Origin of the sequence: Chryseobacterium sp. 22543 (assembly GCF_052044565.1) — a bacterium.
In the GTDB taxonomy this organism is placed as follows: domain Bacteria; phylum Bacteroidota; class Bacteroidia; order Flavobacteriales; family Weeksellaceae; genus Chryseobacterium.
Map to the genome: position 1 here is coordinate 486,967 of NZ_JBQENH010000003.1, position 14,272 is coordinate 501,238.

The window sequence follows — 14,272 nt, forward strand, 5'->3', positions numbered from 1 at the left end:
ATTTTCATCTTATATCAACTTTTATGTAGTATTATTGTGACTAAAGTATTTCAAAATGAACGCTTTAATGACTTTCGTTTAAATAAATAAAAAAAATTAGTCAGGCTTAAATTATTCTGCCTTGTTTTTAAGCATCATCAGAAGGCTGTAAGCACCTTTCTGTACAATTTTTTTATCCATTAAAGCATCTGCTTTTACAATCTCTGTAAACTGGTCATCAGAAATTCCGGTTACAACAGGAATCATTTTATAATTCGATTTTCCGAGATCTTCAAAAACATAATTTTTATTTTCAAAAGATATTACCGCTTCATTAGGAAGCCCCTGTGTGTACCGGCTGTTGATATTAACTTCAGCATTGATATACATTCCTTTTACAAATTCAGAATTTACCGAAGACAATTTAGCAACGGCAGTTGCAGATCCCCCGTTTTCAATGCTTGGAACTACACTGACAATCCTTGCGTTGGATTTCACATCCGGATTCTGATTGTTGTACACTACAATTTCCTGTCCTGCTTTCACATCATTCACATCATTTTCAAAAACCTTTAATTCCAAAAGCAATCCTGCGGGGTTGATCAGCTCAAACAAAGTATCTGCCGGATTGATGTATTGTCCGTTGTTCACAAGAATTTTACTTACAAAACCGGTAAATGGGGCATAGATATTAATCTTACTTCTGATATTTCCAGTATGTAAACCTCTGGCGTTAATTCCAATGATTCTCAACTTTTCTTCAAGCCCCTTTAAAGTAGCATTCAGGGTAGCATAATCTGCCTGAGCGGTCTGCATCGTCTTATCACTGCTGGCTTTGCTTGTATTAAGGTCTTTCTGGCGGTTAAAGTTCAGTCTTGCGGCTTCAAGCTGTGCTTTTGTCACCAGATAATCCTGCTGAAGCTGTATAAATTGTGGATCTTCCACAACAGCAAGAACCTGTCCTTTATTGAAATGGCTTCCATTAATTATGTTAATAGATTTGATGTGCCCGCCCATAATACTGGAAACCGAACTGATGTGTGAAGGTGCAATTTCTGCTTTTCCGTTCAGTCGTACCAGCTTTTCCATATTTCTGTTCTGAATAGATGTGGTGGTAATTCCTACAGACTGAATTTGTTTTTCCGTGAGATGAACCGAATTTTCATTGTTTTTGGTAAATTTTGTGTTTTCGTAAACCGTTTTTTCTTCTTCTTTTTTTCCTGAACATGAAGATAAAGTAAGGATTAAAGTAAGGCTGTATATAGATATATTCTTGAACTGCATGACGTTGTTATTTTGAAATTAAGAAATTAAGTTCGGCACTGATCTGATTCAGTTTTTCCAGCTGATCAATATAGTCTGCTTTGGTTTTTACGGCCTGGTTCACCAATATTACCCAATCCAGGTAATCAATTTCTCCTACTTCCATTTGTTTCTGTGCTGTTTTTAAAATGATTTCAGATTTCGGAAGTTGTTTTTGTTGATAATTTTCAATGATTCTCTGTTGATTCATATAATTATTCAGTTGCTGTCTCAATCTGTTTTTCAGCTCAATTTCTTTTCGCTGGTATTGATTTTCGGATATTGCAATTTTTGCCTGTGCAGCCTTTGCCAAAGCTCTTTGCCCTTTTGTAAACAATGGAATTCCTACGCCCACCTGAACCGAATTAAAACGGTTATTATTGATGTTTTTCATACTCTGATTGGTATATCCAACAAGAAGATCCGGAAGCAGTTTGCTTTTCTCCAGCTGTACTTCCGCCTCTCCTACTTTAATCTGTTGCTGCAGATACTGAAGTTCAGGATGTTGTTTTACCATTTCCTCAGAAATCTGAATACCCATATTCATTGTCGGTTGATCAGCAATCGGCTGGTAAGGATTCTCAGACTGAAGTAATACCTGAAGCTGAAGTTTTGCGATATCTAGATCATTCTCAAGAGTGTTCAGCTGTACTTGTACCTGTTCTTTCTGGATTTCAGCGGTTGATTCCTCTAAAATATTGGCTTCTCCTTTTTTTAATCTTAATCCCGCCTTGTCAGCAAAATTATTGTACATCTGGCTGATATATTCCAATACTTTTTTCTTCTCCTGAAGCACTAATATTCTGTAGAAAACGTCTGTAACCTCTTTCGTAAGCTGTGTTTTGGTCAGATTCTGATTGATGATACCCGCAGACCATTCCGCATCCAGCATTTGTTTTCTTTTTGAATAAACCGTAGGAAAACTGAATCTTTGAGAGATTCCGAAAGAATTGTCGGTTTCCTCTCCCTGAATCTGTCCAAATCCGCCTGTAACTTCCATTTGTGGAATATCCAGATAGCTGGCTTTGAGTTTTTCCTGATAATCTGATACTAATTTTGAGTTTTTAAGGGTTCCGTTTTGTTGATAGGCCTTTTCCAAAGCCTGGTCATAAGTAATGCTTTCCTGAGCCTGAAAACTTCCGAAAGAGATCAGCAGTAGGAAAACGGACAGTTTTTTATAGTTGAATTTTTTAGAGAATTTCATTTTATCTTTATTAATATTTTCGAATAAAACATAGAGAATAGGAAGTACAAAAAGGGTTAAAAGTGTAGCAAGCATCAAACCGCCGATTACAACGGTAGCCAAAGGCCTCTGTACTTCTGCTCCAGCACCATTACTGATCGCCATAGGAAGAAATCCTAACGAAGCCACAAAAGCTGTCATTAACACCGGACGAAGTCTGATTTTTGTACCCATCAGTACAATTCTGTTGGTGTTTGTTATTCCATTCTTTTTCAATCGGTTAAACTCTGATATCAAAACAATTCCATTAAGTACTGCTACTCCGAATAAAGCGATGAATCCTACCCCTGCGCTGATACTGAAAGGCATTCCTCTCAATGCCAGAAAATAAATACCTCCTATCGCAGACAATGGAATGGCGGTATAGATCAGTAAGCTGTGTTTTACAGAACCGAAAGCAAAGAACAACAACAGGAAAATCATTACTAATGAAATAGGAACTGCTACTCCGAGTCTGGCTTTGGCTTCATTTAAATTTTCAAAAGCTCCTCCATAAGAAACGGTATATCCGGGTGATAGTTTCAGGCTTTTACCTGCCTTTTGCTGAAGTTCTTCCACGATGCTCTGAACATCCCTTCCTCTTACATTAAACCCTACGATGATTCTTCTTTTGGTATCTTCCCTCTGGATCTGGTTCGGACTGTTTTTAAGCTCTACTTTGGCCAGCTGTGATAAAGGAACCTGCTCTCCTGAAGCGGTAGGTATCAAAAGATTCCGGATACTTGTGATATCTTTTTTATGTTCATTATCCATCCGGACTACAATATCAAACTTCTTCTCTCCTTCGTATAAAGCACCTGCTGTCTGACCGGCAAAAGCCATATTGATAACCCTGTTGATATCTGCCACGGAAATATTATATCGGGACAGTTCCGAACGGTTATAATCAATAACAACCTGTGGAGCTCCCACAACGGGTTCTATATAAAGATCCTGAGCTCCTTTTACCGTGTTGATAATGCTTCCCATCTTTTTTGCGTAGGCAGCAAGGCTGTCCAGATCTTCCCCATAAATTTTGCATACCACATCCTGCCTTGCTCCGGTCATCAGCTCATTGAAACGCATTTGTACCGGGAACTGAAAACTGGTTGTCAATCCCGGAATAACGCTCAGTGCTTTACTCATTTTATCAGAAAGTTCTGGAAATGTTTTTGCAGAAGTCCATTCTTTTTTAGGTTTTAAGACAATGATCATATCTCCGGAATCCATTGGCATTGGTTCCGTAGGAATTTCTGCACTACCAATCTTCATGACCACCTTCTGTATTTCAGGAAACTGGGTTAAAAGTATATTAGCTGCCTGACTGGTTGCTTTTTTGGTTTCATTGATATTGCTTCCCTGAAGAATCCTCATTTCAACGGCAAAGTCACCTTCTTCAAGAGATGGGATAAATTCCCCACCCATTCTGGAAAGGGTAAAAACAGCACCAACAAACAGTACTAACACTCCCAGAATAATGGTTTTTCTATATTTAAGGGCTTTTATCAGGAATTTCTGGTGGCCAGTTTCTACTTTTCCCATTACACGGTCTGAAATATTTTCTTTTTCTTTCTTCTTTCTGCTCAATACCAGAGAACTCATCATAGGAATATAAGTAAGGGAAAGAATAAATGCGCCAATCAGGGCAAATGCAACGGTCTGGGCCATTGGCTTAAACATTTTACCTTCAATGCCCTGAAGTGTAAAAATCGGAAGATATACAATTAAGATAATGATCTGCCCAAAAACGGCACTGTTAACCATTTTGGTCGCAGAACCAGAAACCTGGTCATCCATTTCTTTTTTGCTGAGCATATTATCTTTTCCGAAATGCTTTTTGTGGGCCAGCTGATGCAGTACCGCTTCCACGATGATAACGGCTCCATCTACGATAAGTCCGAAATCAAGCGCTCCAAGACTCATCAGGTTTCCTCCTACCCCAAAAATATTCATCATAATGATAGCGAAAAGCATCGCTAAAGGAATTACAGAAGCTACCAATAATCCTGCTCTGAAGTTTCCTAAGAATAAAACCAGAATAAAAACAACAATCAAAGCGCCTTCCATCAGGTTTGTTTTTACTGTACTGATGGTGTTGTTTACCATTTTAGCACGGTCAAGGAAAGGTTCAATGACAACCCCTTCAGGTAATGATTCCTGTATTTTTTCCAGTCTTTCTTTAATATTTCCAATCACTACATTGGCATTCTCCCCTTTCAGCATCAGGACAATAGCTCCGGATACTTCTCCTGTATCATTATAGGTCATAGCACCATATCTTGTTGCATACCCTATCTTTACGGAAGCAACATCTTTAATGTGTACCGGAATACCTTCTTTGGTTTCTGCCACCTGAATACTTCCGATATCTTCCGTACTTCCCAGAAGCCCTTCGCTGCGAATAAAAAGAACGGTTTCTTTCTTCTCAATATAAGCACCTCCGGTATTTTGGTTATTTTTCTCCAACGCTCCAAAAACATCGTTGATATTGATATTGAATGCCTGAAGTCTGTTGGGATTAATGGCGATTTCATATTGTTTCAGTTTTCCTCCGAAACTGCTGACATCGGCGACTCCTTTAGTTCCCAGAAGCTGTCTTCTGACCACCCAATCCTGAATGGTTCTGAGTTCCGTTTCATCATAGACATTTTCATATCCTTTTTTGGCCCTTACCACATATTGGAAAATTTCTCCCAATCCTGTGGAAATAGGTCCCAGTTCCGGTTTTCCGATTCCGGCCGGGATATTGTCCTGAACAAGCTGCAAACGTTCCTGAACCTGCTGGCGTGCCCAGTAGACATCCGTATTGTCATCAAAAACTACCGTTACTAATGACAGTCCGAAACGTGAGAAACTTCTAAGTTCTGTAATTCCGCTGATATTGCTGGTAGCCTGTTCGATAGGAAATGTAACAAGGCGTTCAATATCTGCTGCACCATAAGAAGGAGCAGTCGTAATAATCTGTACCTGATTATTGGTGATGTCCGGCTGAGCATCTATGGGTAGTTTGGTGGTTTCATAGACCCCAAAAAGAACAAGCCCCACTGTAAACAGAGCAATGATGAGTTTATTCTTTACAGAAAACTCAATAATTTTATTTAACATGGAAAAAACTATTAATTGATAACCCGGAATATCTTATAAAAGCTGCTGAAGTCTTTATTTGTACAATTACAAAAGCACAGAAGATATCATATCACTCAGTAAGAATATCTCCCTGATAATCATGTGCTTTGTTGTAAACTTATCATTCTGAAAAATTTAAACAAAGTTTAGTAAAGACATCATAAACAGAGTTATAATGCACGATAGGTTAAATTGATGTAATAATAAATGGACTGCTTTAAGTCTAAAGCAATGTCAGTGTAAAATCAGTTATGAAAGCCGCGGAGGCTGGAAAATCTGGGAAAGATAATGATTGGAGAAATCTTTTTCCTTGTAGATACTGTTTTTCTTGGAAACAGTAATTTCTTTAGGTTTTTTTATTTCAAATGTAAGTTCCGGAAGCTGGGCATGTACAGTCAATACAATAGGAGGATTGATAAATGGCAGTTTCTGATCAGTATCCCAGTCAGAATCCTCTTTGTGATTATCATAATGTTCCATGACAAACTCTGATAAGCTTCCGTGGTATTCCATAAAATGTTCCACAAACATAGGCACCTTCAGTACTTCCCCCGCATTGGTGGTAGCCAGCACATACATCATTGAGCATAATATGGAGAACCATTTTAACATGAGTGCAAATATAAGGCTTAAATTTTTCCTGAGAAGGCTCTGGTATTAATTTTTTGAGAATTTTATTCCGTTTAAAAATGGTTTAAAGCTCTTTGTAATATTATTAGATTTGTCAAACAAAAATCAAAGTCTTGATTTCAATCTGCTTAAAGTTTCCTGAGAGATATTAAGATAGGAAGCTACCATTTTATTAGAAAGTCTCCTTACTACAACAGGATTTTCATTCAGCAGCTGGCGGTACTTTTCAAGAGCATCCTGAACAAGGAAAGACATCAGTCTCTTCGTATTACTCACATACGCTGTTTCCAGATATATCCTGTAAAATTTTTCCCATTGCGGAATAATATCCAGGAGATGGTAAAAGCTTTCATGACTAATGTAATATACTTCTGAATCCTCCACGGCCTGAATAAATTCGTCGGAGGGCTCAGAAGTAATAAAACTGGTTAATGCTGTTGCAAACTGATTTTCAAATGCAAAATATCGCGTGGAATCCTGCCCTTCTTCATTAATAAAAAATATACGGAGACAACCGTTTACAACAAAAAATGTCCGTTGGCTGTGTTGTCCGTTGGTAAGGAGTGTTTCATTCTTTTTTAATTGAACGTGTTTGAAATAAGAAAGAATGGTATTCAATTCTTCATCCGTTACTGATATTCTATTTTTAATATATGAAGCTAAAAGTTCCTGCATGTAAGCAAAAGTAATGATAAAAAGGATTTGCTTACTATTTTTATCAAAACGGTCTATATATTTTCTGCCTGTCCGGCTTTCCAGTACGAGCAGATATATAGACCATGGGGATCCCATTGCAGGGTTGTTTTAAAATAATTACGAAGTTCATGAACTGTTGTGTATTCTGCAGCGATATACACATATTCTTTCAAAACTCCGGGCGGAAACTGAACAGATTTTACAGCTTCTGCAAGCCGGCTTCCCTCTTCCGGATGAGGATTGTGAAGCCATTCTACTGATATATCTGCTGCGGAACACAGAATAAGTTCATCTTCTTTGCCTGCCACCTCTAATAGGATCTTTGCGGATACATAAGGAGGAAACTGCTCGGCAATAGCACAAATGACAGGTAATGCTGTTGCATCTCCCGCCAGCAGATAAAAATCAGCATCGGGAACTAAAGGCCTTGTACTTTCTTTCATCCCTATTTCCAATGAATCACCAGGACTCGCTTGTAATGCCCATGCAGAAGCGGGCCCGTTATCACCATGGGCAACGAAATCTATACTCAATTCCCGGTTTTCCAAGTCAATTTTTCTGTTAGTATATGTTCTGATTAAAGGAGTTCTTCCTTCTTTAGTTGGAAAAAAGATTTTATTATTTGAACCGGAACGCACATTGGCAAGCAGTTCAGCCTGATTGTCATCCATTTCAAATACCACACGGATAAGATGTGGGGTGAGATACTGTTTATTTTTAATGATAAATGCAGAACGTATTTTTTTTGTTTTCTCTGCTTGAGTAATGATAGAATTTTCCATTTTTATTTTTTATTAAATAATAAAATAATCATTGATACCATACAGCTGATTCCCCCGAAAAGGTATACTGCCTGATAATCAAACCAGCCTGCAATCAGCCCGGCAATAGGTCCAGCCAATCCTAAGGAAAGATCAACAAAAGCAACATACGCTCCCAATGCTGTTCCTCTCATTTGTGGTTTTACTTTTTGAATGGCAAGAACTCCCAATGCCGGAAAGACCAATGAAAATCCAATCCCAGTTAATCCACATCCGATAATGGCTAATGTTTTGGAAACAGATGTCCATATCAGCAGCTGTCCTGCCACTTCGATGATCAGAGAGATCAAAGCAATCTTAAAACCTCTGTATTTATCCGGAAATGAAGCAAAGAAAATTCTGGTAAGAACATAACATATTCCGAAAACCATAAAAGCAAGTGAAGCATCTCCCCAATTCTTTTGTGAGAAAAATAAAGCAATAAAAGAAGCAATACATCCAAAAGCCATTGATGAAAAAGCAAGACTCAGTCCCTGCCCCGATATTGCCCCGATTACCTTGTAAAAAGGCGTTCGTACATGATCTTTATCTACAGGAATAGAAGGAAGTTTTGCGGTAGAAAGCCAGCTTACAAGCGGAAGTAAGGCTATAAGGATGAAAGCAGGCAGCATATTGTATTCTTTACTCAACCAGATACTGACAGGAGCCCCAATTGCAATTCCTGCATACATAGCAATACCGTTCCAGGTCATTACTTTTCCAGAGTTAGAGGGGCCTGCCAGCCCTATTCCCCACGTCAATGCTCCGGTAACCAGAAAGCTTTCGCCAATACCATGAAGGATTCTTGCTGCTAACAGAAAGAGAAGTGCCATCAGCGGATGACCCTGAAATAGTATTGCAAGTATATAAACAATCCCGGCAATAACAGCTAATACCACACCTGACATTTTACTTTTCTTGGCTCCTCTGGTATCTGTAATTTTCCCGGAATAGGCACGCGTCAAAAGTGTTGACAACGACTGCAAACCAATAACAAGCCCCACAATAATGCTGTCAAAACCTAATGTGTTCTGGACAAACCCGGGAAGTGCTCCCAGGGCAATTCCTATGGTAAGATAAACTCCAAATACCGAAATGATAATGGGAGCAGTCGCCTGATAGAAATTAATCGTCTGCCCTCTTTCTAATGTTGTACTCATAAATTTTGTTTAAAATATTCAGGTGCAAATGTCCCTGTACAACAAATACCAAACTTTGATCTAGATCAAAAAAGGTAAAAAAAGGTTATTCAAAATCCAATAAACTGTCGGTAAGCTGTTTCCATTGTATTTTAGCAGTTCCCATCATTCCTCCTGCGGCGGTGACAAGATTCCTGATGACATCAAGTAATTTAGCATTCAGATTAGGTCTTTCATTACGTCCGTATACTGCGGCTTTTACATGAGCAGGACTTTTTGATATCATAAAGGTAGAGGTTGCTCCGGAGCTGTAAAAATGAGCAATATGGTGGTTTTTTTTATCTTCAGGGTTTCTGGATGGTCTGCAGGTCATTGTTATACTTTCGGCAAAACTGTTCTGATAAAAACAGATATCTGTAATTTCCACCCAATCATATCCTTTGGCTTCAGGTTCTCCCGGTCCCGGAATATCAATCCTTATAAAATCTCCTTTCTGTGGTTCACGATCCACAGGATGACCATTGAAATCGTAAAGCTTAAATGCTGCAAATGCCTCCCCGCAATAACTTTGCCACTTATTGACTGAGAAAAATCTCTCTTTTAATGTTTCAAATTTTAACGACATGGAATCCTGATCAAATATTTTTCTGGTTTCTGTATCATGGAAACCTCCGAATTTTTGTTTTGGGACTCCTTTAAATTTTTTTGGCTTCATGGAATATGTTTTTTGGAGAAAATACAGCAAAAATTCTATAGGTTTTTATGAGTAGAGTCACAAAAAAGTTAAACAATTGTTTGAGTATTGTTTTAAAGTAGCTTTATTTTTATAATAATTCACTTCTCACAACTATTCTGTTCATGCTAAAAAACGGCATACAATTCATCAGGGCGCGAATTATATTTAACAGGATATGTTTTTGTGTAAAGAATTTCGGAATCCTAAAGAAAACCAAAATCATTTAGAGAATAATTATTTTTACTTAAAATAAATAATTATTAAAAAAAATAAGCTTATGATGTTTTGCATAACATGATTTTTACTTATATTTGTGGATCGAAATAATTTTTTTTCATCATTTGTGTTTTTTTAAGGTCTCCATTCGTGGAGACCTTTTTATTTTCAATAGTATCATAATTGAATATTGGCTGTTGAAGTGGAAAATGATGTAAAATGTGAATTATACTCTTTTTCAAACAAGTCAATTGCTTTTATACAAAGTAATGTTCAAAGTTTTAAGATCTCAATAAGTCTCTTTTTTGCTATATTTCGACCGGCTTCTGCAGGTGCTCTAAACGTCTATTTAATTGTTTTAATAAAATCTGTAGGTCTGAACTGCATTACAGACAGAAAACTTCTGGTATAGGCCTGTACACTCTTGTACCCTACTTCATAAGCTGTTTCTGAAATAGTAAGATGCCCAGCACTCAGAAATTCCAGACTTTTAATGATACGAAGCATCTGCTGGTATTTACTTAAAGTGAGTCCGGTTTCTTTTTTGAAAATACGTTCCAATGTACGGAAAGACAAAAGTGCTGTATCGCTGAGATCTTCCATCTTAATTTCATCCCGATAGTGATGATGAAGATGCTCAATAACTTTTGTAAGGCGTTGATCTTTTGGAAGACTGATATGGAGCGTTAAGGAATGTTCAACAAATCGCGGAAGTTCGTTGAACAATGCTTTGAGAAATAGATTTTCATCATCATCAGAAATCATTTGCTTAGACCATTTTTCCGCATATTTTATCATTTCTTTTAAAACCGGTGGAACAGAAAATACATTAACCTCATGATAAAAGGGATTTTTTGTACTGATATCAGCAAACATGATCATCAGTTTTATCTTTTCGGAATGTGAATTAGTTTTATGAATTGCATTTGGAGGAATCCATACGGCATGATTTTGTGGGAGAAGATAGATTTTTTCTTCAATAGTGATGTATTGGAACCCACTTTCCACATATACCAGCTGACCTTTCTGATGATGGTGAAGGACATCATCATGAACCCAGTTTTCTTCAAACCATACAAAATAAGGTTTCTTCAGATCATCTATTTTTATGCTGTTGTTGGCATTCATGTCGTTTTAGGTTAAAACTTTGGCAAAATTAAACAAAATTACTATATTAATTTTGCAGAAAAGTTTTTATTATGATGAAGAATGAAGTAAAAAGGAATGCTTCGTATGTTTTGTTAATCATTAACGTTCTGGTAGTTATATTAATTTCCAGCAACCTCCGTTCACCAATTGTGGCAGTTGCTCCTGTATTGGGAGAAGTAAGAGATGCATTGAAACTTGATAATTTTCAGGTAAGTCTGCTTACCTCTATTCCACTGTTTATGTTTGCAGCCTGCTCTGTATTGGTCAGTAGATTTTCTAATAAGTTCGGAATCAGTAAACTTCTGATGTATTCTCTGATTATTTTAAGTTTTGGTTTATTTTTAAGAATCAGCGGATCTCTTTGGCTGTTATTTTTAGGATCTATATTTATTGGCTTAGGGATATGCATTGGAAATGTGGTCACTCCGGGATACGTTAAAAATAATTTCCCGAAGCAGATTGGTCTTATGACTGGAATTTTTGCTGTATCCATGAATCTTACGGCGGCCCTGGCTTCTGGTTTTAGTGTGAAGATCGGGGAACTGACGGGGTTTGGATGGAAAGGTTCTTTAGGAATCTGGCTGGTTATTGCGGCATTGGGTTTTCTTGTTTTAGTATTGGAATTTATCTTTAATAAAAGAAATCCAAATCTTCCTAAAACGGCACTCAGTACTTCTGATTTTAATATGTTCAAATCTGCTCAGGCATGGAACATCAGTATTTTTATGGGTCTGCAGTCTTTATTTTATTATTGTCTGGTAGCCTGGCTGCCTTCATTTCTTGCAGATTTTCATATGCAGGGAGAAAGCTCCGGCTGGGTTTTCTTTGTGATTCAGATTACGATGATTCCTGTGACGTTCTGCTGCCCGATTATTGCCAGTAAGATGAAAGATCAGAGACTGATGATTCTTTTTATATGCACCCTGATGTTTGGAAGTACGATGATGTTTGTGTTCCTTAAATCTCAGTGGATTTATGTGAATGCTGTGATCATAGGGATTTCTAATGGCTTGTCTTTCAGTTTATCTATCCTATTTTTTTCAACGAGAACGAAAAGCAGTATCAATGCTGTTAAAATTTCCGGAATGGCTCAGTCTGTCGGATATCTGATTGCTGCATTTGGGCCTCCATTATTTGGAAAACTGCATGATTGGGATGTTTCCTGGAACAGCTCATTTTATTTATTAAGTTTTGCGGTAATATTGATGTTGTATTTTGGAATGAAGGCTGCGAGAAATAAATATGTTGAGGATTAGGATGGACAAAGGTCAGGTGACACGTCTTTTATTGCTGGATGTTACCCATTCTTCTTTTTGGCATTTTTGGCAGCGTCCGGCATTGCCCGCTTTTTTATGTTCTGTATACCCACAAAATATACAAGAGTAATGTTTGTCCTCATGAATATATTGTAACGGATTAAGTAATGAGCCTGGCATAATAGGAAGCCCATATCTTACAGATTCATCTTCTAAAAAGAATACACTGATCTCTCCTGATATTTCTTCTATAGCCATTTCAATCTGTCCAAGTTGCGAAATTCCTTTTAGTCTCAACTCTGCAAAGAATTCGTCACTCCCAAGGTTTTCTTTTTGAAAGTTTTTAATTGAAAATTCGCCATTTTCTACCAGGCAGATGGATTTTCCTTCTACCAGATTTTCAAAACGTTTACTTTTTCCGATAAAATGGGTCACAATAGAATATAGAAGAATAATAACAATAAAAACAATAAGGGATGAAATAATTCCGACATCCTTATTAAACATAGGATCTCCTGCTGCCGATCCCAGGCCAATAATGACTACCAATTCAAAGATTGAGAGCTGTTTTACCCCTCTTTTTCCTAAAATTCTAAGTCCTATGATAATAGCAAGGAACATAATCATGGTACGAAGAATGATCTCTAAAAGAAAAGACCACTCTTCGTGTCCCAATAATAATTCTTTCCAATCAAGATGTAAGAGAAAAGCTGACAGCATACCAATTATTTATCAGGAAATATTCAAAAAATAAGCCATAACTCCTGTTATTTATTTCATATCTGTTTCAGGCTTACCTCTTCTCCGTCTTTCAATATAAAACATTGGTTTTCGAGTCCTTTTTCCGTTATTTTTCCCTGAATAAATTTTCTGTCTTCTTTGCAATGGCTTACCGCTTCCAGATGAGTTACCCAAACTGTAGATTCGGGAGCGTGTTCACAGACTTTTATAATATCTTCACTGGTCATAATAATAGGATCTCCTACTGAAAAAGTGGCGGCTCCACCTGCAACAATGATATGTTGTGGTTCATGTTTATCAATTTCCTGAGCAATTTCATTATACCAGATGGTGTCTCCTGCGATATAAACGGATTTATTTTCTGTTTTAAAAACAAAACCATTTACAATTCCCATTTTCTCTCCGATTTCTCCCGTTCCATGTTGTCCTTTGGTACTAGTTATCTCAATATTTCTCCATTGTACGCTGTTACTAACAGAGGTAATATTTGTAAAACCCTGTTCTGCAATTTGTTCTGAAATGAGATATGAACAGATGATCGGAATATTTTTGTCAAGAAGTTCAATAGCTCTAGTGTCCCAATGATCAGGATGAAGATGGGTAACAGCTATAGCATCTACTTTTTCAAGTTTTTGATTTAATTCTTCCTTGCCAAAAGGCAGATCTACCAGAGGATTCAGTAATTCGTTGTCTACCATTGGGAATTTACCAAGAGAACCTTTTTCCCCAAGCATTGGATCTACGAGGATGGAAATTCCATCAATATTCAATAGCAATGTTGCATTGCGCCATAATTGTAATTTCATTTTGACTAAGTTTGTACAGCAAAGCTATTGCCCGATCGGGGTAAAACAATCGAAGGTTACCAAAAGGTTAACCATAAATATTCAACTGACATATGAATTTTGAAGAATTTAAAAACTGTGGATTGAGACGAAGCCTGAATATTCTTTCAGGGAAATGGAAACCACTGATTCTGCATAACCTTTTTGAAGAAGATAAAGTACGTTTTGTAGAACTTTGGCGAAGTATGCCCCGGGTTTCCAAGAAAGTACTTGCAGAGCAATTGAAGCAGCTTGAAGACGACCTTATTATTGAACGGATTGAAGTCTATAATTTTCCGCCTGAAGTATATTACAAGTTAACCGAAAAAGGTCAAAAGCTTGGCCCTATTCTTTCTGAACTTCATTCATGGGGAAATGGACTGGAGTAAAGCAAAAATCTGAGCACTTTTTTACTTTTCTAAAATTTTATCATACATTTGAAAACACAACCTAAAA

General features: G+C 37.2%; 12 protein-coding genes. 2 read left to right on the forward strand and 10 right to left on the reverse strand.

The window, feature by feature from the left end; genetic code table 11:
* Positions 1–111: 111 nt before the first annotated feature.
* From ACTJIP_RS13025 to ACTJIP_RS13060, 8 genes are all read right to left on the reverse strand, one after another.
* Positions 112–1,263 (reverse strand): efflux RND transporter periplasmic adaptor subunit, encoded by a 1,152-nt coding sequence (locus tag ACTJIP_RS13025; protein ID WP_180563760.1) that lies wholly within the window; start codon positions 1,261–1,263, stop codon positions 112–114.
* Between the two features lie 7 nt (positions 1,264–1,270).
* A complete protein-coding gene (locus ACTJIP_RS13030) occupies positions 1,271–5,608 on the reverse strand; it encodes a CusA/CzcA family heavy metal efflux RND transporter (protein ID WP_440704680.1) in 4,338 nt (1,445 codons plus the stop codon).
* Positions 5,609–5,878: 270 nt separating this feature from the next.
* Positions 5,879–6,241, reverse strand: coding sequence for a hypothetical protein (locus ACTJIP_RS13035; RefSeq protein ID WP_139348540.1), 363 nt, complete (start codon positions 6,239–6,241; stop codon positions 5,879–5,881).
* Between the two features lie 123 nt (positions 6,242–6,364).
* The gene (locus tag ACTJIP_RS13040; protein ID WP_077417360.1) at positions 6,365–6,934 is read right to left on the reverse strand and encodes a Crp/Fnr family transcriptional regulator; all 570 of its coding nucleotides are present in this window, start codon (positions 6,932–6,934) and stop codon (positions 6,365–6,367) included.
* Positions 6,935–6,987: 53 nt separating this feature from the next.
* Positions 6,988–7,737, reverse strand: coding sequence for a siderophore-interacting protein (locus ACTJIP_RS13045; RefSeq protein WP_440704681.1), 750 nt, complete (start codon positions 7,735–7,737; stop codon positions 6,988–6,990).
* Positions 7,738–7,739: 2 nt separating this feature from the next.
* Entirely contained in the window at positions 7,740–8,915 is a 1,176-nt protein-coding gene (locus ACTJIP_RS13050; RefSeq protein WP_077417364.1) for an MFS transporter, read from the reverse strand.
* Between the two features lie 85 nt (positions 8,916–9,000).
* The gene (locus tag ACTJIP_RS13055) at positions 9,001–9,609 is read right to left on the reverse strand and encodes a hypothetical protein (RefSeq protein WP_077417366.1); all 609 of its coding nucleotides are present in this window, start codon (positions 9,607–9,609) and stop codon (positions 9,001–9,003) included.
* Between the two features lie 582 nt (positions 9,610–10,191).
* Positions 10,192–10,974: a helix-turn-helix domain-containing protein gene (locus ACTJIP_RS13060; protein WP_440704682.1), complete on the reverse strand. Its 783-nt coding sequence runs from the start codon at positions 10,972–10,974 to the stop codon at positions 10,192–10,194.
* 71 nt (positions 10,975–11,045) lie between these two features.
* On the opposite strand from ACTJIP_RS13060, the gene ACTJIP_RS13065 reads away from it, so the two are divergent.
* Positions 11,046–12,251, forward strand: coding sequence for a CynX/NimT family MFS transporter (locus tag ACTJIP_RS13065; protein WP_232538951.1), 1,206 nt, complete (start codon positions 11,046–11,048; stop codon positions 12,249–12,251).
* A 12-nt stretch (positions 12,252–12,263) separates the two neighbouring features.
* On the opposite strand, the gene ACTJIP_RS13070 is transcribed toward ACTJIP_RS13065, so the two are convergent.
* Positions 12,264–12,971 (reverse strand): DUF421 domain-containing protein, encoded by a 708-nt coding sequence (locus ACTJIP_RS13070; protein ID WP_440704683.1) that lies wholly within the window; start codon positions 12,969–12,971, stop codon positions 12,264–12,266.
* A gap of 56 nt (positions 12,972–13,027) precedes the next feature.
* On the reverse strand, positions 13,028–13,798 hold the full coding sequence (locus ACTJIP_RS13075; RefSeq protein WP_077417374.1) for an MBL fold metallo-hydrolase: 771 nt from the start codon (positions 13,796–13,798) through the stop codon (positions 13,028–13,030).
* 92 nt (positions 13,799–13,890) lie between these two features.
* On the opposite strand from ACTJIP_RS13075, the gene ACTJIP_RS13080 reads away from it, so the two are divergent.
* Positions 13,891–14,205 carry a winged helix-turn-helix transcriptional regulator gene (locus ACTJIP_RS13080; RefSeq protein WP_077417377.1) on the forward strand — a complete coding sequence of 105 codons (315 nt, stop codon included), beginning with the start codon at positions 13,891–13,893 and terminating at the stop codon, positions 14,203–14,205.
* The last annotated feature ends 67 nt before the right edge of the window (positions 14,206–14,272 follow it).